This window comes from Endozoicomonas arenosclerae, assembly GCF_001562015.1.
Lineage (GTDB): Bacteria > Pseudomonadota > Gammaproteobacteria > Pseudomonadales > Endozoicomonadaceae > Endozoicomonas_A > Endozoicomonas_A arenosclerae.
This window is the reverse complement of the sequence record NZ_LASA01000060.1, coordinates 87,065-112,607: the sequence shown is the minus strand read 5'-3', so window position 1 is coordinate 112,607 and position 25,543 is coordinate 87,065. Positions and strand designations below refer to the sequence as shown.

Here is a 25,543-nt window from a genome sequence, read left to right as displayed (position 1 = left end):
TCATTGGGCGGTGGAGAATAATCTGCACTGGATTTTGGACGTTGCATTTTCAGAGGACGCATGTCAGATAAGCACAGGAAATGGGGCTGAAAATTTCTCCATTCTGAGACGGCTTGCGCTGAACGCTATCAAAGCCAATAAGGGAAGTCGCAGTATCAAGAGTCACCGGAAGCTAGCAGGGTGGGACCATAAGCACCTGAAAAAGCTGCTTTGCTCAGTCGTTCTGAATTGATGCAATTGCCCTGGTACAAAGCTCAGAAAGTCTTGCTTGGGGGAGCTGACGTATTCCAACAAAGCATCAGACACCACCAACGCTCCCGCATTTATGAAAGGATTTCGGGGAATACCGTTTTCATACTCCAACTGGGAGAGGGAATTAAAAGTGGTTCCGGAAGGTTCTACACCTACCCGCTGGAACAATTCTTCTCCCATGTGACTGATAGCAAGACTGAGAGAAAATACTTTTGAAATACTCTGGATGGAGAACATCTCACCGGCATCGCCGACTGTGAAGTCTTCACCCTCTACGGTACTGACCGCCATACCAAATTTGTTGGGGTTCACTTCAGCCAATGCAGGGATATAGTTTGCCGGCTGCCCCTGACCAAAAGCATCAGTTACAGCTTCAGGCAGACAAGCCAGGATACGCTGTAATTCAGAAACCGGTTTGTACTCCATCGGTTCTCACAGGCTCAGTAAAAAATGGGCGCCAAGCTTACGCCCTGTCAGAGTCAAAAAACAATGTGAGTAACACTTAATAGCCTAAGTTCTGCATCCATCAGCACTTATTCACCCAGTACATCTCTTGTCACCTCCTGCAGAACGGCAGCATTATGCGCTATGAATATAAGAATTTACTTATTGGAATCATCTACTCATAACGGGACACTATAGCTTCCCGACTACCAACCGAATTGATCGCTATGAAAAGAATTACAATGATTGTGGCCATGAAACAGGAAGCCGCGCCACTCATTGAGCAGCTGGGTCTCACCGAGACTAGCGACATAAGTCCAATACTGCCCTGCAAAACCTTTGCGGGTCAGTACAAGAATCTCAGCATCAATCTGGTTATTAATGGCTCTGATCCTCTTTTAGGCGTTGAAAACGTAGGTACCCAGCCCGCAACTCTGGCAGCCCATGAAGCTCTGCGAAACTTTGCTCCGGATCTGGTCATCAATGCCGGAACCTGCGGTGCTTTTGCAGAAAAAGGCAGCAAGATTGGTGACGTCTATATTGGTGAACGTATCCGCTTCTTTGACCGTCGAATCCCTTTAGGAGGTAACTACGAAGCCTATGGGCACGGCAACTATCGTTGCGAGAGCGCAATAGAACTGGCTGAACAACTGGGTCTGCCCACATCGACTGTTTGTACAGGCAACTCTCTGGATATGAGCCCAACCGACGAGGCTATTCTCCGTGAAGAAGAGATTGTGAATAAAGAGATGGAAGCCGCCGCTATTGCCTGGATAGCCTCACACTATAAAACCCCGCTGGTTGCCATTAAATCGGTCACCGACCTGATGGACAGTGAACACAGTACTGCTGACGAGTTCGCTGCCAACCTTGCCCTGGCTTCTAAAAACTTGCAGGAAGAAGTCCTTCGGCTGCTTGATTTGCTTGCTCTGCAATCGGATACTGCTGCAGCATAGAAAAGTAAAACAACAGACATTAATGGAAGCAGTCTTCTATTCAGGAAGACTGCCAGACTCAGCAAAGGGAGACACCATGCGTTACTTTCTGGCCATTCTGCTACCGCCAATAGCGGTTATCTTATGTGGCAAGCCGGGACAGATGATTCTTAATATTATTCTCACTCTGCTGGGCTGGATCCCAGGAATTATTCACGCTCTGTTTGTTGTCAACAGTCACCTGGCCGACAAGCGCAACCAGGAAGTCATCAAAGCCATTAAAAGCCAGGATGAGTAATACCATGCCTACCGTGTCTCGAATAGGAATGCCCGCACTTCTGTTGATGGCGGCAGTTTTTATGACAGGTTGTCAGAGCACTTATTACAGCGCTATGGAGAAAGTCGGCATCCATAAGCGCGATATCATGGTTGATCGCATAGAGAGTTCTCAGACAGCCCAGGAAGAAGCTCAGGAGCAGTTCCGTTCAGCTCTGGATCAGTTTCGAAGCGTTGTCAGCTTTAATGGCGGAGATCTGGAAGCACTGTATGATCAGCTAAACACTGAATACGAAGACAGTGTTGCTTCAGCAGAAGAAGTTAGAAGTCGCATTCAAGGCGTTAAAGATGTATCAGAAGCCTTGTTTGAAGAATGGGAAGAAGAACTCGACCTCTATTCAAGTGCCAGCCTTCGTCGCTCAAGTCAGCAAAAGCTGAGCGATACCCGTCGTCAATACAAGCGTATGCTGGCTAGCATGGAACAATCAGAAAAGCGTATGCAGCCAGTGCTGAATGCCTTCCAGGATCAGGTGCTGTATTTGAAGCACAATCTGAATGCTCAGGCTATTTCTGCATTGAAAGGTGAGTTTGGCTCAATCAAGTCAGATATTGACCGTCTGTTGCGCGACATGCAGAGATCGATTGACGAATCCCGAAAATTTGTTGCTACGTTGAAACAGCAGTAACACTCAGCTGCCTGGGCTAGATTTCCCGGACTCAGGCAGCCTCTTCCTTCCCTGTAAGTACCGCTAAACAGCTTGTCAGTACGCCTAACCAACTCTCACAATCCTTGTTCTTAATGGAACACTTCTGCTCCACGATTGTCCAAATCTGCAGTCTCTATATCAAAACTGTAACTATTTAAACGAGGACATCGTTATGAAACTTAAAGCTACCGCCGTCTTACTCTGCTCTTTGCTGGTATCGATTGCCAATGCAGAAGACCTCAATTACACAGCTAAGTGTAATTCCGTTATATTCCAGCTGGGTTACCTGCCGGGCACTTATTTCGGTTACGATCTTGCATATCAATCCTCCTGGGAAAAGACCAAAAGGAATCAACCATCCAACTTCCGGGATATGAACACTGAAGTAGTCAATTACAATAACAGCCACTCCACCAATTCTGAGAATCATATTACCCGGAATGGGGATACTTATACATGGGGCAATGGCTGCTCCTACACACTTGTTGGGAATAACAGAGCGATTTTCAAGAATGGAATTGAATGCAGTATTGAAAAGCCCGAAGGCCTGTCAGAACTAAAGTGTGAAGTAAAATAACTGGAAACCTATGAAGGGCTGAATCAATAAATTATTCAGCCCTTCATAATTATTCTGGCCTTCTAAACACCATATTGGTGAACTTGTAAGTAGCTATCACCTCCTCATTCTGATTGGTAACCGTCATCTGTGTCACTACAATGCCTCGGTCAGGTTTACTGTTAGAAACCCTTTTATCCACAATTTCACTTTTGCAACGTAGAACGTCTCCCACCATAACTGGCTTTGGGAAACGCAATTCATCCCACCCCAATCCAGCAAGAATGGCTATGTCTTCATCAATCATGGTGTGTCCAAGCTTTGTGCCGATGGCCACAGTATGAAGACTGGAGGCAAACAAACCTCCCATCGGAGAGAGGCTGGCCACTTCCTCATCGAGATGAAATGGCATGGGATCCCATTGACCGGCAAACGCCTTGATTTCCTCTGCTGTCACTTCATGAGTCTGCTCACTGATTTTGCTTTGATTCAGCTCCAGATCTTCGTAATACATCATTCTTATTATTCCTTATTCATGCATTCGCACAGGGAGTCTAACCCGGACTCTCTGATGAAGCATACTTCCTGTTAGCTATCCAAAGCCCTGTAAAAATAAGACCTGCTGCTATCAAGTGGTATTGATGGAGCGTCTCTCCAAGAATGGGAATTGCGAACATAGCTGAGAAGACAGGGATCAGAAAATTAAACATGGCTGCTGTATTTGCCCCGAGCACAGACACACCAAAGTTCCATGATATATAGGCTACCAATGAAGCGAACATGACCACGTAACTGATCAGATACAGAGCTTTTGCATTCACGGAGAAGCCACCTCTGATCGAAAATTCCCAAAGATAAAATGGAAACAGAATCATCACCCCGATCCCGACCAGAGTCGTCAGCAGCTGAGCCCCTGATACAGGCAGTTCAAAACGCTTCAATAGAACCGTATAAAAACCCCAGCAGCAGGTAGCGACAAACATAATCATGTCACCCCGACCAAAATCAAGGCTGGCTAACATGGACCATTCCCCCTTACTGAAAATGGTCAGTAAGCCCGGAATGGCAATCCCCATACCTATAAGCTGACGCTTTTTCGGATAGATACTCAGTAAAGGAACTGCCAGAATCATGGTGATGACAGGCAAGGCAATCTGTATCAGAGCAAGATTCACCGCCTGGGTAGATTGTGCGGCAATGTAGAGCAGTGTGTTAAAGCAGGCAATACTGAAAAAGCCCAGAGCAAGCAACTTGTAGCGGCTTTGAAAAATCTCCTTTCTCTTGCGGATCAGACTCTTTCCGGTAAACGAAAACAGAATCAGGAAAGCCAGTGTCCAACGCCAGAATGACAGCGCCACCGGAGGAATGTCTCCCACACTCATCCGGCCCGCAACACTGTTACCCCCCCAGCAGAGTGTGGCCAGCACCAACCCCAGTATTGCAAGGATGTGTGGCTGCGCCTTCAGATGGGCGATCTTTTTTCTCAAAGTACTGCTCCTGAGGGATAGGAAAAAAAGGAACTCTGTTTACATTTATAACAACAAAAAAAGGCGCACAAGGCGCCTTTTTTTAAGAACGGATTGTCAATAATCAGTTCTTGTCTTTATCAACCAGCTGGTTCTCAGTGATCCAGGGCATCATTTCACGCAGCTTGGCACCGGTCTTCTCAATCGGGTGAGCGGCATTGTTACGACGATAAGCCGTCATGGATGGATAGTTCATAGCGCCTTCAGTGATAAACATCTTGGCATACTCACCATTCTGAATCCGCTTCAGTGCATTGCGCATGGCCTGACGAGACTCATCATTGATAACTTCAGGGCCTGTCACATACTCACCGTACTCCGCATTATTGGAGATGGAGTAGTTCATGTTGGCAATGCCGCCTTCGTACATCAGGTCTACGATCAGTTTCAGCTCATGCAGGCATTCGAAGTAAGCCATTTCAGGCGCATAACCGGCTTCGGTCAGTGTTTCGAAACCGGCTTTAACCAGTTCTACAGCACCACCGCACAGTACAGCCTGCTCACCAAACAGGTCTGTTTCAGTTTCGTCTTTAAACGTAGTTTCGATGATGCCGGTACGACCACCACCCACACCGGAAGCGTAGGACAGAGCCAGGTCTTTGGCCTTGCCGGTAGCGTCCTGATAAATAGCAACCAGATCTGGAATACCGCCGCCTTTTACAAACTCGGAGCGAACAGTGTGGCCTGGAGCCTTAGGGGCGATCATGATTACGTCCAGATCAGCGCGTGGCACGACCTGGTTGTAGTGAATGGAGAAACCGTGAGCAAATGCCAGAGTCGCACCCTGCTTCAGGTTAGGCTCAATTTCACTCTTGTACAGCTGGGACTGGAATTCGTCCGGAGTCAGGATCATAACCACGTCAGCCTGAGCTACCGCAGAAGGTACATCCAGTACATTCAGACCAGCAGATTCTGCTTTGGCAACAGAGGCAGAGTTTTTACGCAGACCAATGGTGACATCCACACCGGAATCTTTCAGGTTGTTGGCATGGGCATGCCCCTGAGAGCCGTAGCCGATGATGGATACTTTCTTGCCACGGATGATGGAGAGATCACAGTCTTTATCGTAATAAACTTTCATGACGGATTCCTGAGTAAAACGCCCCGGATTATTCGTTATTGTCCGGGCTGAAAACGTTGATGTGGAGAATAAAGCAGGCAGGTTATTGCGTAAAATGATATATTTGCAACATAACGTTTCATTTTAAGAAATAACGAAATATGGACCTCAAGCCCCTGCAGCACTTCCTGAGTCTGGCTGAAACACTCCATTTTGGCCGCGCGAGTGCAGCCTGCCACATCAGCCCATCCACTCTGAGCAGAAGCATTCAGCATCTGGAAGAAAAGCTGGGTGTCGGCCTGTTTGAACGGGACAATCGCAGTGTCAGCCTGACGGCAGAGGGCATTAAATTTGAGAAATATGCCCGGGAAGCTCTGGTTCAATGGTCTTCGATTAGAAATGAGTTAATGGCCGAATCCAAAGAGCTGAAAGGTGAAATCAGTGTTTATTGCTCCGTGACAGCCAGCTACAGCTTTCTTTACGACATTCTCAGGCGGTTCCGTCACCGTTACCCGAGAATAGAGATTAAACTTCACACCGGCGACCCTGACTCAGCCATTGATCTGGTGACTTCCGGAAAAGAAGACATAGCCATTTCTGCTCGCCCGGATCAGTTACCCACCGAGATTAAGTTCCACAGCATTGGGCTCTCCCCTCTGGTATTCATAGGTCCTGCTTCCGGTGAGATAGAGACCCCTCAGAGTATCGAAGACTGGAGCCGTACACCCATGATTCTTTCTGAGAAAGGTATTGGTCGGCAGCGTGTGGATCGATGGTTTTCAGCAAAAAGAATAAAGCCCAAAATCTATGCCCAGGTAGCAGGCAATGAAGCCATTGTCAGTATGGTCAGTCTTGGATTCGGCATAGGTGTTGTGCCACAGATTGTTCTTGATAACAGCCCACTGTCTGACAAGGTAAAAATTCTGGATATAAAACCCTGGCTGGCTGCTTATGATGTCGGTTTGTGTGTGCTTGAAAAGAAATTAAAAAGCCCGTTGATTCAAGCCTTCTGGGAGCTGTTGTAATAACAACACGATGAAACCGATGTTCCCCACTATTAAGTGAATATTATTTTGATTACTTCCGGCTATTCTGAAGATCATTAACTCCTTTCGGTTAATGATCCCTCCCCTTGTTTATTTAAGGGTTATCAGACGTGTTTCCCAAATCCGTTTTTTGTGCTGCACTGATCTGCTTTCTATTCGCTGTTCTTCCTGTCCGGGCAGACTTGGAAAGCCTTATTACTTATATTGACAGTATGCTTGTGCAGGGTGAAAAAGTCCTGATCATGACAGTGGATATGAGTTATGGAAATCTTTATTCAGCATCAGCTCTTCCACGTTTTGCCTTTAATGAGAAAGAAGAAAGTATTCGAGCCAGCGTCGGATTATTGGAAGAGTTTTCTGATGACGACGACGTATTGTTCTTAAACGTGCAATTAAAACCGTCTTCTGACGATCAGCCAAAAATGCTTCTTGCTGTTCTGGAAGAGATGGCTAAAAAACAATTCAAAACCTTCTATTATCGCAACCTGGTTCAAACCACCGAACCGGAAAATCCGGAAGACTTTGTCATTATTCACTCAGCGGATGAATACCTTGCATGGATTGAAGGTGATTTAACGAATCTTTTAAAGCTTCATAAACTGAAGAATGTTGCCATTGTTGGATACGATTCAGAAGACGCCGTAAAACAACTGGCCGACTCAGCAGCAATGGAAGGCAGAAGAGTGATTGTCGATCCAGATCTGAATGTATTAACCCCAAGACTCATGAGTCAAACTAACGAGTCCGTCCATAAAAAGAACCTGGACAGCTGGGATGAATTAATTAAGAAGTATCCGAATAATATTGTTCGAATCAAGGAAGGAGAGGAGCCCATTTGCAGGCTTTAACAACTGAGTGCGATGAGAAAGTATTCATGACACTCTCCTTTCTGAAAGAGAGTGTCATGACATTGCCCCACAAGGAGTATTGCAGGGCGGTCAGCGATTAAAGGCTAAGCACCTTTTCACCACGGGCAATACCCGTGATACCGCTACGAACCACTTCCAGCACCTGGGCCTGACCTATGGATTCGATAAAGCCATCCAGCTTGTCCTGGGTACCGGTCAGTTGAATGGTGTAAACCGAGCTGGTTACATCCACTATCTGACCACGGAAGATATCCGCCGTACGTTTAACTTCAGCTCTCAAAGGACCACTTGCACGCACCTTGATCAGCATCAGCTCACGTTCAACATGATGACCTTCTGTCAGGTCCACCAGCTTAACTACATCAATCAGCTTGTTCAGTTGCTTGGTAATCTGCTCAATAACCTGAGGATTACCTGAAGTGGTGACTGTCAGACGAGACAAGGTCGCATCTTCTGTTGGAGCAACGGTCAGTGTTTCGATGTTGTAGTTACGCTGGGAAAACAGCCCGACAATACGTGACAGAGCACCCGGTTCGTTTTCTACCAGTACAGAGATAATCCGTCTCATCAGGTTCTCTCCGTCTTGCTGAGCCACAGGTCACACATGTTGCCGTCTTTGATTTGCATCGGATACACATGCTCGTTGGGGTCCACCTGGATATCCATGAAGACCAGACGATCTTTCAGGGAGAAGGCTTCTTCCATGGCAGGCAACAATTCTTCCGGACGGGTCACTCTCATACCTACATGACCATAAGACTCTGCCAGTTTAACGAAGTCAGGCAGAGACTCCATATAGGAGTGGGAGTAGCGGCTGTCATACTGCATATCCTGCCACTGACGTACCATGCCGAGCGCCTGATTATTCACATTTATAATCTTAACGTTCAGGTCATACTGCAGACAGGTGGACAATTCCTGGATATTCATCTGTATGCTGCCTTCCCCGGTGACACAGGCAACATCCTGGTCAGGAAAGTTCAGTTTGATGCCCATGGCCGCAGGCAGGCCGAAACCCATGGTGCCCAAGCCTCCGGAGTTGATCCAGCGATTCGGCTTGTTAAAGCGATAATACTGGGCCGCAAACATCTGGTGCTGACCTACGTCAGAGGTCACATAAGCATCGCCCTTGGTCACCTGATACAGAGACTCAATAACCTGCTGAGGCTTGAGAATGCCTTCACCCTTTTCGTAAGGGAACAGGCCTCTTTCTCTCCAGGAATCAATGCTCGCCCACCATTCGGCCAGCGCTGCATCATCCTGCGAACCCTGATATTCATCAAGCTGACGAAGCATATTCTCCAGAACGGTATCTACAGGCCCAACGATAGGAATGTCTGCAGTCACAGTTTTGGAAATACTGGCCGGATCAATATCGATATGAATGATCTTGGCGTCCGGACAGAACTTCTCAGTATTGTTGGTCACCCGATCATCAAAACGGGCACCAATGGCCAGAATCAGATCGGAGTGATGCATGGTTTTGTTGGCGCAATAGCTGCCGTGCATGCCCAGCATACCGATAAACTGACGATCTGAACCGGGGAACCCACCCAGACCATTCAGGGTATTAGTCACCGGAACGTTCAACTTTCTGGCCAGCTCGGTCAGAAGGTCTGAAGCCTGACCCAGAACAACACCACCACCGGCATAGATAACCGGCCTGCGAGCCTTCATCAGCAATTCAACGGCTTTGCGAATCTGTCCGTTGTGGCCTTTGGCTGGCGGATTGTAAGAACGGATCTTAACTTTGTCCGGGTATTGGTATTCGTATTTTTTGGTCAGGTCGGTGATATCTTTGGGAATATCCACCACGACAGGTCCGGGTCTTCCGGTCTGGGCAATATGGAATGCCTTGCGGATAACCTCTGGAATATCTTCTGCCTTTTTCACCAGGAAACTGTGCTTAACGATGGGACGGGAAATACCCACCATGTCCACTTCCTGGAACATATCGGTTCCGATAAAGCCGGAAGGCACCTGGCCTGAAAGCACTACCATGGGAATGGAATCCATATAGGCAGTAGCAATACCGGTTATTGTGTTTGTAGCACCTGGTCCTGATGTAACCAGTGCCACGCCAGGCTTACCTGTAGCCCGGGCATAGCCGTCAGCCATATGGGTAGCGGCCTGTTCATGGCGCACCAGAATATGGGTGACTTCTTTTTGTCTGAATATCGCATCGTAGACGTGCAACAGGGCTCCACCAGGATACCCGTAGATGTACTCTACCCCTTCATCAGCCAGTGAACGGACCACCATGTCCGCGCCGGATAAAAGCTCCACGTGTGCTTACCCTCGGCAGTACTAATTATTAGAAATGAATCGGCTTGACGCCGCTGAGTTAATGCTGCAGACCAGCCCATGCTGTCTGAGCGGTTAGGGACTCCGGCCTCTCTTTTTTCCACGGCATATACTGCTTGGCAGTATTTGCTGCATTCAAGGCCTCAACATTCCTGTGTGGGTAGGGTCAGGAATCTGGCAAATGACGCCCGGCAAGGCTCACCTGTCAGCATTCCAAGGAATGCTCTTATCGGGAGGCATGGATAACTCCCCCGGATTGTCGCATAAAACCCCGAAGTCACCTGATTGGGCAGCGCCGGGAGGTGACATTCTTTACCGTCGCCGCAGCAGAGTCAATAGTCTGACGAAGCAGAATCGCGGAAATTGCATACATTTAGAGTAATAACCACAAAAAATCTGATGATACCGGACTGTTCGAAGCAGAATCGCTCAGTTTGGCCAACACTCAAGGATGATCGGCATGAAAGCAATAAGCGCCCTGACTCTGCTGCTGACGGTTTGCCTCACCATTCCTGTCCAGGCAGACAGAATCTTCAAATGGGTTGATGAGAACGGCACCACTCATTACTCCTCCAGACCACCTCTGGCGAATGTCGATACAGAAGTCATTACCAGCCTGGATGAACCCGATGAGGATATGTCGGAAAAGCCTCTACCCTCAGGAGTCCCCTCAGCTGACTCAGAATCTACCTCCAATGATCCTTCCAAACCAGATCAGAATCCCGAAGTTCTGGCCTACTGCAAAAAACTGAAGGACAACCTTGAGACACTGGACAGTGAAGACCAGGTTCGTCTGAATAAAACCGACGGCAGTTTCGAAATTCTCGGGGATGAAGGTCGGGAAAGGGAAAGAGATCGAATTCGCCAGCAAATGAAAAAGTTCTGCCTCTAATCAATGAGTCATCTTCAATGAAATCATTTCTCACTCCGAAGGGTGAGAAGTGATTTCAGACCCTTTCTGAAACTCAACCTCAATAATAAAAGGCATAAAACCTTCTACCTCTTAAAAGTGTTATAAAGCGATTTAAATAGTTAACAAATGAAACAACTCCAAACAAACCCTACCAACTTATAACACCTATAAAGATAAATGATTTCATCCTGAAGGCTGTTCCTCTTTAAAGTAAAAGTCGATATTTCGAGCACTCCTGCCGACAGGGAACTAAACTTTTTCCGATCAGATATCCGGAGTAGTTCAACAGAGTTATTTCTTATACGCAGTAACACCTATATAATGGCACTGCCTGAACAACTGTTGCGTTAACAGCAAAATAACAATAAATCAGTCGTCGCAATAAGGTATACACAATGCAAGTTAAAGGTTTAACCGCAGTCGTAACCGGTGGGGCAACCGGTTTGGGAAAAGCCACCGTAAAAGCCTTCCTTGAGGCTGGCGCTAATGTTGCCATCCTGGATGTAAACGACGAAGCGGGACACAAACTGGCTCAACACTATGGCCAGAAAGCAATTTTTCAGCACGCCGATGTCACTGACGAAAAGTCTATTGATGCCGCGCTTGATACCGCACAGAAAATTTTTGGCTGCGTAAACGTAGTCGTCAATTCTGGCTGCCCCAGCCTGAATGCCGCTAATGACGAAGACGAAGGTTTTAAGAAAGCCTCCAGCCGCTATCATCAAATTCTGCAAACCAACCTGATGGGGACTTTTAATATCCTCCAGGCTGCTGCCAAGAAGATGAAATGCAACCAGCGTAATGCCAGCGGCGAAAGCGGCGTGATTATTAATACCGCCTGCGTCGCAGAAAGCGAAGGTAAGGTAGGTCAGGACGCCTGTCGTGCATCCAAAGACGCTGTAGCCAGAATGGGCATTCCCCTGGCCAAGGAATTTGATGCCTATGGCATCCGGGTGAATACCATTGAACCGGCTACCGGTGATTCTATTCGCTTTGGACTGAACGGAATGGCAGAAATCATTCCAGCCAGCAAACGTACTACTTCACCCACTGAGTTTGCAGAAAAAGCCCTGTCTGTTGTTGAAGACAGCTGTATGAATGCAAAGACCATTAGCCTGAACTGAACCCATCTCTTCTCAATGAAAGGTGTATATAAATAATATGCATCTTTCACCTTCTCCCACAGCATCTATCTTCTTCATACCTTCCCCATAAAAGTATGAGTTATGAAGTTTCTTCACGGTCTGTCAGTGATTCTGGCTCTGTATTTTTCTGTTCCTGCCCAAGCCTTTCCCATCAACCAGCCCCTGGGCGGAAAAACGATCTCCAACGTCTCCAATCATGCATACAGTACAGTTGTGTCACCTTTCAGTTCACTGGCCGTCATATCCGGCAACCAGGGAGCAGACCTGGTGGATTATGAAAAAGGCGAATTGATCACTCGATTGGATATAACCGGTGCGGCCAATTCAGCTATTTTCGTAAAACAGGGTGATACCGAGATTCTGTATGTGATGGCTTTTACCAACTTTCCGGGCTATGACATCACCAACGGAGTTTATGGATTTATTCTGAAAGATGGTAAGCCCATCAAAAGGCTGGATTACAATCCAGGCACAGGCATGAAGGGCAGCGTGTTTCCAGTAACAAGTTTCTCTTTATCAGCAACAGAGAAAGGTGATTATGTCTACTTTGTCTCGCTGGAAACGACCAAAGCCGACGACCAGTACAGCAATGGAAAACGCTGGCTGAATCGTATTTCAGTCAACCCGGATAAAATGGATGTCACAGCCATTCCCATGCCTGACTGGTATGGCTGGCCTGGCTATGGAGGCGATGACGGCGTAGCAGTGACTCCAGACGGCTCTTCTGCCTGGTTGCCTCATAGCTTAGTGACCTACAAGGTCGTTGATCCATCTTCTGACACCCCAAAAGTTTCAAAGCTGAAAACGGACGGCGGGGATGGAGCACTGACCAGTAACGATGGCAAACTCTTTGCCTTCGATTATGGCGATGTTTATAGCTACGGTCTGGATAACCTTAAAAAGGCAACGGTGTTCAATCAATCAGGGGATCAGGAGTCCTTTATTGAAAATGCCCAGCTATACGACAACGGACAAAAATTATTAATTACTCTTCAGGATATCAGTGCCGTAAGCAGACCTGCTCCTCTGCAGTTTTATCTGGACTACAGGAAACATGAAAAACGTAAAGCAGAAACGTTCTTCCTGCCCAATAAAGTTTTATCCATTGATTTGAAAACAGGTCATCAAAGCACACTTTACAGGCATTTTCCTTTCACCAGTGGCTACCCAACATCAGCTGCTGTCAGTCATGACGGCCAATATCTACTGGTCACTGTATGGCATGAAAAGGAGAATGAATACACAGACCTGCACATCTATTCACTGAAAGAATATTTGAAGCAGCCCAATGGAGTGCTGTAGCTAAACAGCTCAAGAATAGCCGGGCAGTGAGCCTGCCCGGCCCAATCAATCAACCCTGATGCTTCTTGCCAGCATTGATCTTTTTATAGACACGATAAGAAAAGCAGGCCAGAGCACCGGTGATACCGATAAATACCATATGGTCAGGCTCTGTCAGAAAGTGCATCAACATGGAGAAAACACCACCCTCGGAGTGATCTCCCGGATGAGCGAGAACCTGAGAAGAAGCCATTGCAGTAGCAAAGGCTGTAGCAACTGTTCCCAGTTTATTCATTTTGTACTACCCCTTTTTATATTTATCATGAACTTAATAAAGTGAAACTTTACACGCTCACGGCTGTCGGTTCATGATCTTGTTTTTCAGGCATTTTCGCTTCCAGCATGCCTTTGTCAACAATAAAGTCGATCACTTCGCGAACACCCTGCTCAGCCTTAAGGTTTGTGAACAGGAAAGGTCGATCGCCACGCATCTTTTTCGCATCCCTGTCCATTACTTCCAGAGAGGCTCCAACAATCGGCGCCAGATCGGTTTTATTAATGATCAACAAATCAGAGCGGGTAATACCCGGCCCACCTTTACGAGGGATTTTATCCCCAGCGGAGACATCGATTACATAGATAGTGAGATCGGACAGTTCCGGGCTGAACGTGGCACTCAGGTTATCGCCACCGGATTCAACCAGCACCATTTCCAGMCCCGGATGACGCTGACAAAGCTCATCCACTGCCGCCAGATTCATGGAGGCATCTTCTCGAATGGCTGTATGGGGGCAACCGCCGGTTTCCACACCAATGATTCGATCTTCTTCCAGCGCTTCATGACGAATCAGAAACTGAGCATCTTCTTTCGTATAAATATCATTGGTGACAACAGCCAGATTGTAATGCTTTCGCATGGAAGCACAGAGTTTTGTGAGCAGCGCTGTTTTGCCTGATCCTACCGGACCACCTACACCAACGCGAAGTGTTTGAGGTTGCTTAGTTGTCATTTTTCTTTTTCCTAGGATCTGAACAGTCTTGAATACTGGTGCTCATGCCAGCTGCTGGCCATGGCGTAATGCACCAGGTTATTTCCCATTTCGTGATCTTTAATCGTTTTCGAGCTGGCAAGTACAGTCGCTATTTCATGGGCCAGATGCTGCAGTATTTTCTGGGCGTCCGTCTGCCCAAGGGGAACCGCTTTGGTTGCGCCAGCCACCTGATTTTCACACCATGACCAAAGCAAGCCTATGGCCGCAGTCTCCTTATCCATACCGTGACAAAGACAGGACAGTGCAAACATGGCCGCCTGTGTCGGTTTTTCCAGCCATTGGGCTCTGGACTCCTCTGGATACAAAGACTGCAGCCAGGTTTTGAAGGCTTTGCCGACCTGACAGTCTTCGTCGTATAGCTCACGCGTTTCCCGAAAAGCCAGCAACTGGTTATTCCAGTATTCAACAGTCTGTCGATCTTCTGACTCAAAAGCATCAAACAGTCGGTAGAAAGCAGGTACATCCAGACGACCCATACCCTGCGTTAGCAGCTCGGAAATCCAGCTACAGGTGGATTCCCGGTCATAACACCACTGTCGATCAATAGCGGTTTCCAGCCCTTGGGAATAAGCAAAAGCACCCACTGGAAGCGCAGGGCTGGAGATATGTAAAAGGCCAAGCAGAGCGTCAGTGTTCATGGCTTTCTACCGGCTCATGGCTGTGCTCACCATGATGATGGTGGTGACTATGTCCCTTGGCGTAAGCACCATTTTCAGGCTCAAAGGGAGCTTGAGTGTGATCCACCTGCAAGCCTAATAGCTCCACCATCTCATCCAGAACATGGTCTTTCTGGTAACGCAGCCAGTTATTACCTATCTGCAGGGGGACATGGCGATTACCCAAGTGATAACACGCTTTTGAGAATGTCAGGGGGTCATCACAACAGGCTGTTGTCACCTCTTCATCACTGGCGCGGACCAGAACCACCTCGCCACTCTCAGCCTGAAGCAAGGTGCCATCTCTGAGTACATCCCCTCTCTCAATAAAGATTCCAGCTTCCCTGCCACTGGTGGTGACGGCTTTAAGGCGGCCACGCTTGCGCTCATCAAAAGGCAACAAAAGCTCATCGTTGTGCTGAACATCAGTTTCCTGCAGGCGCCCGGTTAACTTCAGCATTTATTATTTTCCTTTTTCCTTAACTCTTATTTAACGATGCAAAACAAATCAGATTTAAAACAGGAAGTACCGCTGAGCTAAAGGAACCACTTCTGCAGGTGCACAGACAAGCAGCTCACCATCAGCGCGAACTTCATAGGTTTCCGGATTAACCTCCATATGAGGCTGCCAGGTATTCAGCAACATATCTTTCTTGCGAATAGAGCGAGTGTTTTTAACTGCAGACACTACTTTATTCAGCCCCAACTTACGTCCAATGTCGTTTTCAAAAGCGGCCTGAGAAACAAAGGACAGGGAAGTAGCGGACACTGTCTTACCCAATGCACCAAACATGGGGCGATAATGAACAGGTTGAGGTGTTGGGATAGAGGCATTGGGATCGCCCATGGGTGCCATAGCTATTGCCCCACCTTTCAGTACCAGAGAAGGCTTGGTACCAAAGAATGCTGGTTTCCATAACACCAGATCGGCCAGCTTGCCCGGCTCAATGGAACCCACTTCATGGGAAATGCCATGAGTGATTGCTGGATTCATGGTGTATTTGGCCACATAGCGTCGAGCCCTGAAGTTATCCACACCTGCTGAACTGTCTTCTGGCAACAGTCCACGCTGCACTTTCATCTTGTGAGCTGTCTGCCAGGTTCTGCATACCACTTCACCAACCCGGCCCATGGCCTGAGAATCTGAAGCAATCATCGAGAAAGCCCCCAGATCATGCAGAATATCTTCAGCTGCAATGGTTTCCCTGCGGATACGGGAATCAGCAAAAGCCACATCTTCGGGAATATTCGGATCAAGGTGATGGCAGACCATCAACATGTCCAGATGCTCATCTACAGTATTGATAGTGTAGGGACGAGTAGGGTTGGTAGACGACGGTAGAACAAAATCCTCACCACAGGCCTTGATGATATCGGGGGCATGACCACCACCGGCACCTTCAGTGTGGTAGGTATGGATAACTCTGCCTTTGAAGGCTGCAATGGTATCTTCTACAAAACCTGATTCATTCAGAGTGTCGGTATGTATTGCTACCTGAATGTCGTATTTTTCCGCCACACCCAGACAACAATCTATGGAAGCAGGTGTTGTTCCCCAGTCCTCATGCAGCTTCATTCCCATAGCTCCAGCCAGAACCTGCTCTTCCAATGCAGCAGGCAAGCTGCCGTTACCTTTACCCAGAAAACCAATATTCATGGGTAGACTATCGACAGCCTGAAGCATTGAACTCATATGCCACTCACCCGGTGTACAGGTCGTCGCATTGGTTCCCGTTGCAGGGCCTGTTCCACCGCCCAACATGGTCGTGACACCAGAGGCTAGGGCTTCTTCGATCTGCTGGGGACAAATAAAGTGGATATGGGCATCAATACCGCCGGCAGTAACTATCTGCCCTTCTCCGGCAATGACCTCGGTACCGGGGCCGATAATAATGTCGACACCCGCCTGAACATCGGGATTACCCGCCTTGCCAATCTTCTCTATCCGGCCACTCTTGATGCCGATATCGGCTTTCACTATGCCCCAATGATCCAGAATCAAAGCATTGGTAATGACGGTATCCACAACTTCAGAACCAGTTCTCTGGCTCTGACCCATGCCGTCACGGATGACCTTGCCACCACCGAATTTAACTTCGTCACCATAGACCGTAAAATCTTTTTCCGGGCTGATGAACAGATCGGTATCGCCAAGACGTACTTTGTCGCCTACGGTAGGACCAAACATGTCCACATAGGTTTGACGTTCCATTCTTGCCATTACTGGTCTCCCTTCTCAAGATCACCCATGACATCACCACGGAAGCCATAGATTTTGCCTTCCCCGGCAAATTTCACCAGCTCAACTTCCCGATCCTGGCCCGGCTCGAAGCGAACAGCTGTTCCTGCTGGGATATTCAGCCGGAAACCAAGGGTGGTTTCACGATCAAAATCCAGAGCCGGATTGACCTCGTAGAAGTGATAATGGGAGCCCACCTGAACAGGTCTGTCTCCGGTATTGGCAACCGTGACCACACAGGTTTCCCGGCCTTCGTTGATTTCAATAGCCTCATCAGAGGCAATGACTTCACCTGGAATCATAAAACCTCCGACTATTAAGCAATGGGATTGTGGACGGTGACCAACTTGGTGCCATCAGGGAAAGTCGCCTCAACCTGAACTTCGTGAATCATTTCAGGAATACCTTCCATCACATTGTCACGAGTCAGGATTTCACGCCCTTCATTCATCAGCTGAGCTACGGTCTTCCCGTCTCTTGCACCTTCCATGATATGCATGGAAATCAGCGCTATGGATTCCGGGTAGTTCAGTTTCACTCCACGACCAAGGCGACGTTCAGCCACAAGCGCAGCCGTATATAACAGCAGCTTGTCTTTTTCTCTGGGTGTCAGCTCCATGAGAGCACTCCAATGTATTCTTGTTGTTTTTCAAAAGAATCGTTCAGGTATTCCAAATTCTGGGGGTACAACCCGCCCTGCCGTTCAGCTTGGGACGCAGCTCACGCCATAATTCGGTGAATACTTTTCTGGCTTGTTCTGGCGAGCTGCCTAGATAACGGGCAATGAAAACACCATTTCGCCAGGTAATAGCAGCACAGTTTGACCAGCCATGGATTTCCAGAATTTCATGAAGGTGCTCACAACCGGGATCTTGCTCAAGAGTCATAAGCAATGAGCCAAAGACATGTTTGCCATTCAGTCCCAGCAGGGACTGAGCCAGCGATGAATCGGCAGCCAGTTCCAGTCGTTCCCGGTAAATAGCCTGATCGTTGAGCGTAATCTGAAGATTCTGGATGACCTTACCTTGCTCAAAGGCTTCACCACTGGCTTTACGGCCCAGACAGACAATATCCCAGCCTGCATAACGGCCACTGCCTGTCAGCTCCACCGAGGTATTCAACTCAGCTTCTGCACCATTAAAGATGATGGTTTCCTGAGGCAGCCACTCCAGACACGCCTGATCTTGAACGACCAGTGACGTTAACTGTTTCTGAAGCTGACCGTTGCCATTGAAGTAGACTTTGCCTGCAGCAGGGGTTGTAACTAAACCGGCAGCACCTTCTTGGGCTTCAAAGCTTTGCAGCAGTTCATCACCTGCAACCAGCCCACCGGGGGGATGAAGAATATAGAGATGAGCAAGATCTTTGCCTTCTGGCCAAAACGGGCGCTGAATTCGCAACGGTCCATAATGGCGCGTACGGCCCATACGGGTATGGCCATCATGATAACTCAACTCAACAGCAATACCGGCACGCCAGCCCTTGTCTCCAGACACCTTGCCCTCAGAGATAATGTCACCCTGATCGGTATCAGTTTGGAAACTCAGATTTGCTCGCAAATTTGATAATGGATTAAATGCCAGCCCCATACATCAGCCCTTCATGTTAAAGGTCATCTCTGGCTTGCAAAAGATGTTCCATTTTTATTGATTATTTTCAGGCAGCCCATGGCTGTTCTAGCGATTTTCTTAACCAGATAGTCAGCTGACGCGCCTCAAAACAGTGCGTACGAACCAACTTGGTGAATGCGATGTTCTGAAATAAGGCATGTGCTGTCAAGGCGATATTAAGAGATTCACCTTAACAAGCACCCTGAAAGGGAGACGATAACAGGATGGACGACAGATCCTGTCAATATTGGCACACACATTGCTGATTCCCCAGTCGCACACAAGAACAACAAGGGTCAATAACAACCATGAAGAGCTCCCTCAAAAAACTCTCGAAAGGCTTGCTGACAGCATCTGCTGCTACAGCAGCGCTGTCCTTTTCAGTCATCTCCCAGGCTGCAGATACCATTAAGGTGGGTGTTCTGCATTCCCTGTCCGGTACCATGGCCATCAGTGAAACCACTTTGAAAGACACTGTTCTGATGATGGTGGATGAACAGAACAAGAAGGGTGGTCTGCTGGGTAAAAAGCTGGAAGCGGTTGTTGTTGATCCGGCCTCAGACTGGCCTCTGTTTGCTGAAAAAGCCCGTGAGCTTCTGGCAAAAGAAAAAGTCGATGTCATTTTTGGTGGCTGGACTTCTGTATCCCGAAAGTCAGTCCTTCCAGTTGTTGAAGAACTGAACGGCCTGATGTTCTACCCGGTTCAGTACGAGGGAGAAGAATCTTCCAAAAACGTTTTTTACACCGGTGCCGCACCCAACCAGCAGGCTATTCCAGCGGTTGACTATCTGATGAGTGCCGACGGAGGGAGCGTTAAACGTTTTGTTCTTGCCGGTACAGACTATGTCTACCCAAGAACCACTAACAAGATTCTGGAATCCTATCTGAAGAGTAAGGGTGTGAAAGAATCCGACATCCTGATCAATTACACCCCGTTTGGTCATTCAGACTGGCAGACCATTGTCTCTGATATCAAAAAGTTCGGTAATGCCGGTAAGAAGACAGCGGTGATCTCAACCATTAACGGTGACGCCAATGTACCTTTCTATAAAGAGCTGGCTAACCAGGGCATTGCAGCTGAAAACATTCCGGTTATTGCCTTCTCTGTAGGTGAAGAAGAACTGTCAGGCATTGATACGGCGCCTCTGGTGGGCCATTTGGCTGCCTGGAACTACTTCATGAGTGCTGAGAGTGAAATCAACGACGAGTTCATCGAAACCTGGCAGGCATTCACCAAAAATGAAGAGCGCGTTTCCAATGATCCCATGGAAGCCACTTATATTGGTTTCAACATGTGGGCCAAAGCCGTTGAGAAATCAGGTTCCACCAGCGTAGACAGCGTTCGCCCTGCCATGTACGGCATTACTGTTCCCAACCTGACCGGTGGCACTGCGGTTATGAACACTAACCACCACCTGACCAAGCCGGTTCTGATTGGTGAGATCCAGGATGATGGCCAGTTTGAAATTGTCTGGGAAACCAAAGGCGGTGTCATTGGCGATGCCTGGACCAACTACCTGCCAGAGAGTTCAAAAATCGTGGCTGACTGGTCTGCTCCCATCAAGTGCGGTAACTACAACCTGCAATCCGGTGTTTGCTCCGGTCAGAACTACTGATCCATACGCCGTTATTTTTTGCAGCCAAATGGCATGAAAGGGTCACACCTTTGATGCCATGCCCCTTAAGCCTGTCTGAAGTATGACAGGCAACCAACCTATTTATTCATTGGACATTCTATGAACTGGAGACTCTGGCAAGCATTGCCGTTAGTATGCCTCTGTCTTCTTTTTGTCTTTTCTGCACCCGGACAGGTTCTTGCCAGCAGCGATGCGAGCAGCAATGAAGAACTGGCCACCATGCTGGGTGAAAAGTCATGGGACAAACTGGAGACCGCCATCACCCGTCTTTCTGTCAAAGGTGATGATGAAAGCCAGAACATTCTGACCCTTTGGTTATCGGGTCAATTATTTATCGAGAAAAAGACCCAAAGGCTGGTAACCGCAGAAAAATCAGGTCGAACCTATCTTATTTCAGATCCCATCAGTGGAGACGCATGGGGAGAAGTCAAAAAACGCAGTCTGAAAAAAGTCAGAATCAACAATCGGCTGCGAAACTCCATCAAAACCGCACTGGCTCTCTGGGACCTGAAATCGGAAGATCCTGATAAACGCCTTCAGGCTGTCAAGGAAATCTCAAAAGACATTAACGTCAGCACACTCCCACTGCTGGAAGGGATGGTTGAACAGGAAACGGATACCGATGTTCAAGCAGCTCTGACAACCGCTATCGCCCTCTACAACTTTCAACAGGGCAGCGATGAGCTCAAACTGGAAAGCCTTAAAACCCTCGCAGAATCAGACAACCCCATTGTCCGCTCAGCACTTGAGTCTGCCAAAAATACTACAAAGGACAAGCAGCTTCTTCAGGGGATTCACAGTGCTCTGGCCGATCTGGATCGTCGACAGGATTACTATTCCGCCGTTGAAAGTATGTTCTTTGGTTTAAGCCTGGGTTCTGTTCTGCTTCTGGCCGCTATAGGCCTTGCCATCACCTTTGGCGTTATGGGCGTAATCAACATGGCTCACGGCGAAATGATGATGCTGGGTGCCTACACCACCTTTGTTATTCAATCGGCTTTTCCATCTCTGATTGAACAATCTCTGTTTATTGCAGTGCCAATGGCATTTATTGTCGCTGGCTCTGTCGGCATACTGATTGAGCGCCTGGTCATACGACACCTTTATGGTAGACCTCTGGAAACCCTTCTGGCTACTTTTGGTATCAGCCTGATATTGCAGCAGGCTGTCAGAACTATTTTCTCACCTCTGAACCAGGCGGTCTCGACTCCCGAGTGGATGAGTGGCTCCTGGATCATTAACGATGCCCTTTCCCTGACCTGGAACCGGGTTTACATCATTGGCTTCAGTCTGGCTGTTTTTCTAACGTTGCTGTTTATTCTCCGCCATACCCGTTTTGGCTTGAATATGCGGGCTGTTACCCAGAACCGCGCCATGGCCAGTTCCATGGGGATTCATACCAGCCGTGTTGATGCCCTGACTTTCGGACTGGGTTCTGGCATTGCCGGTGTCGCTGGTGTTGCGCTGTCTCAACTGACAAATGTCGGTCCCAACCTGGGTCAAAACTACATTATCGACTCCTTTATGGTCGTGGTCTTTGGCGGTGTCGGAAACCTCTGGGGCACTTTGGTTGCGGCTATGGGACTGGGCGTGGTCAATAAATTACTGGAACCCTGGGCTGGCGCTGTAGTCGCCAAAATCCTGGTGCTGGTTTTCATTATTCTGTTTATTCAGAAAAGACCCAAGGGGCTGTTTGCCCTGAAAGGTCGTGCGGTGGAGGACTGATCAATGAGTTCAGCAACATTATCCACAAGCATGAAAGGGAAAGGACCACTTTGTCGTTTTCTTTTGGATGACCCGGCAGGAAAGTGGCTTTTGATCGCTGTCTTTGCCGTCAGCATTATTGTTTCCGGATTGAATCAGTTTGTGCCTGAAGGTTCAGCTCTTCATGTGAGTAGTTACACTGTTACTCTGCTTGGTAAGTATCTTTGCTTTGGCCTTCTGGCTCTTGCTCTGGATCTGGTTTGGGGTTACTGCGGTATTCTCAGTCTCGGCCACGGCGCTTTCTTTGCTCTGGGCGGCTACGCCATGGGCATGTATCTGATGCGTCAGATTGGTGATCGAGGCGTTTACGGAAACCCTGAACTGCCCGACTTTATGGTCTTTCTGAACTGGCAGGAACTGCCCTGGTACTGGCAGGGCTTTGACTCATTCTGGTTCGCCATGTTTATGGTGGCACTGGTGCCAGGTTTACTGGCCTTTCTGTTTGGATGGCTGGCCTTCAGATCAAGGGTTACCGGCGTCTATCTCTCCATTATTACCCAGGCACTGACTTATGCCCTGATGCTGATGTTCTTTCAGAATGACTTCGGCTTTGGCGGCAACAACGGTCTCACCGACTTTAAGGATATTCTCGGTTTCAGTTTACAGAGTGATAGCACCCGGGTTGTTCTTTTAATGCTTTCAGCGTTGGCTTTGGGACTGGGCTATTTGCTTTGCAGATGGCTGGTCAATTCTCGCTACGGCAGGGTTTTAATGGCTGTAAGAGATGCTGAGAGCCGCACTCGCTTTATTGGTTACCGGGTTGAGCATTACAAGCTGGTTGCCTTTGTAGTCTCTGCCATTCTGGCTGGTATTGCTGGCGCACTTTATGTGCCACAGGTCGGCATCATCAATCCGGGCGAGTTTTCTCCCATTAACTCTATTGAACTGGTTGTCTGGGTTGCTGTTGGCGGACGAGGCACGCTTTACGGCGCAATCATTGGTGCTCTGCTGGTCAATTACGCCAAGACCTGGTTTACCGGTGCCATGCCCGATGCCTGGCTGTTCGCCCTGGGTGCCTTGTTTGTTGTTACAACACTCTGGTTACCGAGAGGTGTCGTGGGACTCTACGAACAAGCCAAAAAGAGATTTATAAAACCGTCATCCGGGACTCAGGACAAAGAGGTAGTTGATCATGGTCGATAAACACATTCCTGATGACACGCTACTGTACCTGGATAATGTGACCGTTAGCTTCGATGGTTTTAAAGCCCTGAACAACCTGTCATTTCTGGTAAAGAATCAGGAGCTCAGAGCCATTATCGGCCCTAACGGTGCAGGTAAAAGCACCATGATGGATGTTATTACTGGTAAAACCCGACCTGATACAGGTGACGTGCTTTTTAACCCAAATAGCTCAATGCAACTCAAAAGCTCTATAGACCTGACTCGACACGACGAAGCCGAAGTGGCCAATCTGGGTATTGGTCGCAAGTTTCAGAAACCTTCCGTCATTGAAAGCCTGACAGTCTGGGAAAACCTTGAACTGGCATTGAAAGGACGCCGCTCACCTTTTGAGTCAATGTTTAAAGGCTTGTCTTCAGAAGGTGCAAACAAGATTGACGAAGCGCTTGAAAAAATCCGGCTTCAGGATCGCCGTGATTTCACTGGAGCCTCTCTCTCCCATGGCCAAAAACAGTGGCTTGAAATAGGCATGCTATTGCTTCAGGACCCTGAGCTTCTATTGATAGATGAGCCTGCAGCGGGCATGACCGATGAAGAAACCTTCAGAACCGCAGACCTGTTAAGAGAGCTGTCATCAGAAAGAAGTGTTGTGGTTGTCGAGCATGATATGGCCTTTATCAAGGCGCTGGATTGCCGAGTAATGGTGCTTCATGAGGGCAGTGTACTGGCCGAGGGATCGCTGGAACATGTGCAGCAGGATCAACAAGTCATCGACGTTTATCTGGGAAGATAGCCCCAAGCTGGAGAAAGCATGCTTGAAGTTCAGAACATAGATGTTTTTTACGGAGCCAGCCAGACTCTGAAATCTGTATCACTGAATGCAGATAAAGGTCAGGTGACCAGCATTATGGGTCGAAACGGTGTGGGTAAAACCACATTAATGAATGCTGTAGCAGGACGAGTTTCAGCTTCTGCCGGCCAGATCCTCTGGAAAGACCGGTCCATAAACGGTCAGTCTTCCCATCAAAGAGCCAAGCAAGGCATTGCTTATGTTCCCCAGGGGCGGCAAATTTTCCCCCTGCTTACTGTTCAGGAAAACCTGGAAACCGGATTTGCCTGTTTGCCAAGAGCAGAACGCAAAGTTGATCGTGAAATCTATGATCTCTTCCCTGTTCTACTGGATATGCGGCATCGCCGGGGAGGCGACCTTTCAGGTGGTCAGCAACAACAGCTGGCAATTGCCCGAGCTCTTGTCACCAAGCCGGAACTGCTGATACTCGATGAGCCCACAGAAGGTATTCAACCCTCCATCATCAAGGACATCCAGTCTGTGATAGGTATGTTAAGAGACCGTGGAGAAATGGCCATCTTACTGGTTGAGCAATACTTCGAGTTTGCCCGTGATCTTGCAGATCAATATGCGGTACTGGATCGTGGAGAGCTTGTGCTTTCAGGTGCGGGCAGTGAGATGAATGAAGAAGAAGTCCGGCGGTTGATGACGGTATAGAGGTATCGAGATGAATACAGCAAGATTATTCTTCTGTATTCATCCAACCATGGCTGATTAGTTCATCAGCTGATCAAAACGTTCCATCAACACCAGCAGCTGGGTGGCTTCTATCTTCTCAACCATCAAAGCCTCTTCTGCATAAGGCTTGATGTTAGCCCCTTTTGGCAGCGCAGAGTCCTGATCCAGAATGGCATGAACCCTGGGAATAAACAGCCACTGCAACCACTGGGTAAAGCCCATTGTATCCATGCAGAATGGTGTGGTACTGGCCAGAGCCTCTGCTGATGGAGGCATGGCCTGCCAGCATTCCAGACGCTTCAACTCTTCTTCCAGAGAGACCAGTAATTCTCTAACTTCTGTAGTCATGACTTGCTATAAAAAATATGCTTTCCAACATTCTATCCCAATGACACCAGAGAAAGCATCCGTGCTTTCCCGCTTAAAAACAAATCTCACTCTCAATGGCTGAAAACCTTCATTTTTAGCATTAAGAAATATGAAATAACTCTGAAACAAAAAGACAGTAATCTTATAAAAATCTCTCCATAAGTTTTTCATTCATTATTCTTCGGAAAAACAGGTAGTTTATGCGAGTGCCTATAAGAATCAGTTTCTTTCCCTTAGTATTGGTTGCCAGCT

At 48.0% G+C, this 25,543-nt stretch carries 29 protein-coding genes; 14 read left to right on the top strand and 15 right to left on the bottom strand.

The annotated features are described in order from the left end of the window. Nucleotides 1-162: 162 nt before the first annotated feature. Complete coding sequence (locus WG89_RS08275; protein WP_062264076.1) at nt 163-678, bottom strand: glutaminase; 516 nt, start codon at nt 676-678, stop codon at nt 163-165. Between the two features lie 245 nt (nt 679-923). On the opposite strand from WG89_RS08275, the gene WG89_RS08270 reads away from it, so the two are divergent. The 4 genes from WG89_RS08270 to WG89_RS08255 all read left to right on the top strand — a co-directional run bounded on the left by WG89_RS08270 (nt 924) and on the right by WG89_RS08255 (nt 3,191). Next, nucleotides 924-1,652, top strand: coding sequence for a phosphorylase family protein (locus WG89_RS08270; RefSeq protein ID WP_079253725.1), 729 nt, complete (start codon nt 924-926; stop codon nt 1,650-1,652). A 22-nt stretch (nt 1,653-1,674) separates the two neighbouring features. Then, a complete protein-coding gene (locus WG89_RS33225; protein ID WP_479686490.1) occupies nt 1,675-1,929 on the top strand; it encodes a YqaE/Pmp3 family membrane protein in 255 nt (84 codons plus the stop codon). A gap of 4 nt (nt 1,930-1,933) precedes the next feature. Beyond that, a complete protein-coding gene (locus WG89_RS08260) occupies nt 1,934-2,593 on the top strand; it encodes a DUF2959 domain-containing protein (RefSeq protein ID WP_216638452.1) in 660 nt (219 codons plus the stop codon). Between the two features lie 193 nt (nt 2,594-2,786). After that, entirely contained in the window at nt 2,787-3,191 is a 405-nt protein-coding gene (locus tag WG89_RS08255) for a hypothetical protein (protein WP_062264070.1), read from the top strand. 49 nt (nt 3,192-3,240) lie between these two features. Here the strand turns inward: WG89_RS08255 and WG89_RS08250 are convergent, their stop codons facing one another. The 3 genes from WG89_RS08250 to ilvC form a co-directional block, all read right to left on the bottom strand. After that, nucleotides 3,241-3,687, bottom strand: a complete 447-nt coding sequence (locus tag WG89_RS08250) for a MaoC/PaaZ C-terminal domain-containing protein (protein WP_062264066.1) — start codon at nt 3,685-3,687, stop codon at nt 3,241-3,243. A 37-nt stretch (nt 3,688-3,724) separates the two neighbouring features. Next, nucleotides 3,725-4,657 (bottom strand): DMT family transporter, encoded by a 933-nt coding sequence (locus WG89_RS08245; RefSeq protein WP_062264063.1) that lies wholly within the window; start codon nt 4,655-4,657, stop codon nt 3,725-3,727. A gap of 103 nt (nt 4,658-4,760) precedes the next feature. Next, on the bottom strand, nt 4,761-5,777 hold the full coding sequence (ilvC, locus tag WG89_RS08240) for a ketol-acid reductoisomerase (protein ID WP_062264060.1): 1,017 nt from the start codon (nt 5,775-5,777) through the stop codon (nt 4,761-4,763). A gap of 140 nt (nt 5,778-5,917) precedes the next feature. Between ilvC and ilvY the strand changes: the two genes are divergently transcribed. Then, on the top strand, nt 5,918-6,781 hold the full coding sequence (gene ilvY / locus WG89_RS08235) for an HTH-type transcriptional activator IlvY (RefSeq protein WP_062264057.1): 864 nt from the start codon (nt 5,918-5,920) through the stop codon (nt 6,779-6,781). Between the two features lie 131 nt (nt 6,782-6,912). Further along, the gene (locus tag WG89_RS08230; RefSeq protein ID WP_062264055.1) at nt 6,913-7,650 is read left to right on the top strand and encodes a hypothetical protein; all 738 of its coding nucleotides are present in this window, start codon (nt 6,913-6,915) and stop codon (nt 7,648-7,650) included. 97 nt (nt 7,651-7,747) lie between these two features. Here the strand turns inward: WG89_RS08230 and ilvN are convergent, their stop codons facing one another. Both ilvN and WG89_RS08220 read right to left on the bottom strand, forming a co-directional pair. Beyond that, on the bottom strand, nt 7,748-8,239 hold the full coding sequence (ilvN, locus tag WG89_RS08225) for an acetolactate synthase small subunit (protein ID WP_062264051.1): 492 nt from the start codon (nt 8,237-8,239) through the stop codon (nt 7,748-7,750). Further along, complete coding sequence (locus WG89_RS08220; protein ID WP_079253724.1) at nt 8,239-9,957, bottom strand: acetolactate synthase 3 large subunit; 1,719 nt, start codon at nt 9,955-9,957, stop codon at nt 8,239-8,241. The genes ilvN and WG89_RS08220 overlap by 1 nt, the downstream gene beginning before the upstream one ends. Nucleotides 9,958-10,435: 478 nt before the next feature. Between WG89_RS08220 and WG89_RS08215 the strand changes: the two genes are divergently transcribed. From WG89_RS08215 to WG89_RS08205, 3 genes are all read left to right on the top strand, one after another. Beyond that, nucleotides 10,436-10,867, top strand: a complete 432-nt coding sequence (locus tag WG89_RS08215) for a DUF4124 domain-containing protein (RefSeq protein WP_172806746.1) — start codon at nt 10,436-10,438, stop codon at nt 10,865-10,867. A 416-nt stretch (nt 10,868-11,283) separates the two neighbouring features. Next, nucleotides 11,284-12,012: an SDR family NAD(P)-dependent oxidoreductase gene (locus tag WG89_RS08210; RefSeq protein ID WP_062264042.1), complete on the top strand. Its 729-nt coding sequence runs from the start codon at nt 11,284-11,286 to the stop codon at nt 12,010-12,012. A 102-nt stretch (nt 12,013-12,114) separates the two neighbouring features. Further along, nucleotides 12,115-13,335 carry a hypothetical protein gene (locus WG89_RS08205; RefSeq protein WP_062264039.1) on the top strand — a complete coding sequence of 407 codons (1,221 nt, stop codon included), beginning with the start codon at nt 12,115-12,117 and terminating at the stop codon, nt 13,333-13,335. Between the two features lie 49 nt (nt 13,336-13,384). Here the strand turns inward: WG89_RS08205 and WG89_RS08200 are convergent, their stop codons facing one another. The 8 genes from WG89_RS08200 to WG89_RS08165 are packed head-to-tail and all read right to left on the bottom strand — an operon-like array spanning nt 13,385 to nt 18,850. Further along, the gene (locus WG89_RS08200) at nt 13,385-13,609 is read right to left on the bottom strand and encodes a HupE/UreJ family protein (protein WP_062264036.1); all 225 of its coding nucleotides are present in this window, start codon (nt 13,607-13,609) and stop codon (nt 13,385-13,387) included. A gap of 49 nt (nt 13,610-13,658) precedes the next feature. Then, nucleotides 13,659-14,324 (bottom strand): urease accessory protein UreG, encoded by a 666-nt coding sequence (ureG, locus tag WG89_RS08195; RefSeq protein ID WP_062264033.1) that lies wholly within the window; start codon nt 14,322-14,324, stop codon nt 13,659-13,661. Between the two features lie 11 nt (nt 14,325-14,335). Next, nucleotides 14,336-15,004, bottom strand: a complete 669-nt coding sequence (locus tag WG89_RS08190; RefSeq protein ID WP_062264030.1) for an urease accessory protein UreF — start codon at nt 15,002-15,004, stop codon at nt 14,336-14,338. Next, nucleotides 14,994-15,482 (bottom strand): urease accessory protein UreE, encoded by a 489-nt coding sequence (gene ureE / locus WG89_RS08185; protein WP_062264027.1) that lies wholly within the window; start codon nt 15,480-15,482, stop codon nt 14,994-14,996. The genes WG89_RS08190 and ureE overlap by 11 nt, the downstream gene beginning before the upstream one ends. 54 nt (nt 15,483-15,536) lie before the next feature. Further along, the gene (gene ureC, locus WG89_RS08180; protein ID WP_062264025.1) at nt 15,537-17,243 is read right to left on the bottom strand and encodes an urease subunit alpha; all 1,707 of its coding nucleotides are present in this window, start codon (nt 17,241-17,243) and stop codon (nt 15,537-15,539) included. Beyond that, nucleotides 17,243-17,563 carry an urease subunit beta gene (locus WG89_RS08175; protein WP_062264022.1) on the bottom strand — a complete coding sequence of 107 codons (321 nt, stop codon included), beginning with the start codon at nt 17,561-17,563 and terminating at the stop codon, nt 17,243-17,245. The genes ureC and WG89_RS08175 overlap by 1 nt, the downstream gene beginning before the upstream one ends. A gap of 14 nt (nt 17,564-17,577) precedes the next feature. Continuing rightward, nucleotides 17,578-17,880 carry an urease subunit gamma gene (locus WG89_RS08170; protein WP_062264019.1) on the bottom strand — a complete coding sequence of 101 codons (303 nt, stop codon included), beginning with the start codon at nt 17,878-17,880 and terminating at the stop codon, nt 17,578-17,580. 43 nt (nt 17,881-17,923) lie between these two features. Then, nucleotides 17,924-18,850, bottom strand: a complete 927-nt coding sequence (locus WG89_RS08165) for an urease accessory protein UreD (RefSeq protein WP_062264016.1) — start codon at nt 18,848-18,850, stop codon at nt 17,924-17,926. Between the two features lie 329 nt (nt 18,851-19,179). Between WG89_RS08165 and urtA the strand changes: the two genes are divergently transcribed. From urtA to urtE, 5 genes are all read left to right on the top strand, one after another. Next, nucleotides 19,180-20,487: an urea ABC transporter substrate-binding protein gene (gene urtA, locus WG89_RS08160; RefSeq protein ID WP_062264012.1), complete on the top strand. Its 1,308-nt coding sequence runs from the start codon at nt 19,180-19,182 to the stop codon at nt 20,485-20,487. A gap of 120 nt (nt 20,488-20,607) precedes the next feature. Then, nucleotides 20,608-22,233: an urea ABC transporter permease subunit UrtB gene (urtB, locus tag WG89_RS08155; protein WP_062264009.1), complete on the top strand. Its 1,626-nt coding sequence runs from the start codon at nt 20,608-20,610 to the stop codon at nt 22,231-22,233. A gap of 3 nt (nt 22,234-22,236) precedes the next feature. Next, nucleotides 22,237-23,415, top strand: coding sequence for an urea ABC transporter permease subunit UrtC (gene urtC / locus WG89_RS08150; protein WP_245662887.1), 1,179 nt, complete (start codon nt 22,237-22,239; stop codon nt 23,413-23,415). Further along, complete coding sequence (urtD, locus tag WG89_RS08145) at nt 23,405-24,187, top strand: urea ABC transporter ATP-binding protein UrtD (RefSeq protein ID WP_062264006.1); 783 nt, start codon at nt 23,405-23,407, stop codon at nt 24,185-24,187. Before urtC ends, urtD begins: the two co-directional genes overlap by 11 nt. Before the next feature lie 18 nt (nt 24,188-24,205). Then, entirely contained in the window at nt 24,206-24,901 is a 696-nt protein-coding gene (gene urtE / locus WG89_RS08140; RefSeq protein WP_062264003.1) for an urea ABC transporter ATP-binding subunit UrtE, read from the top strand. A gap of 57 nt (nt 24,902-24,958) precedes the next feature. Here urtE and WG89_RS08135 read toward each other — a convergent pair whose 3' ends face one another. Then, nucleotides 24,959-25,270 carry a YqcC family protein gene (locus tag WG89_RS08135; RefSeq protein ID WP_062264000.1) on the bottom strand — a complete coding sequence of 104 codons (312 nt, stop codon included), beginning with the start codon at nt 25,268-25,270 and terminating at the stop codon, nt 24,959-24,961. Nucleotides 25,271-25,543: the final 273 nt, after the last annotated feature.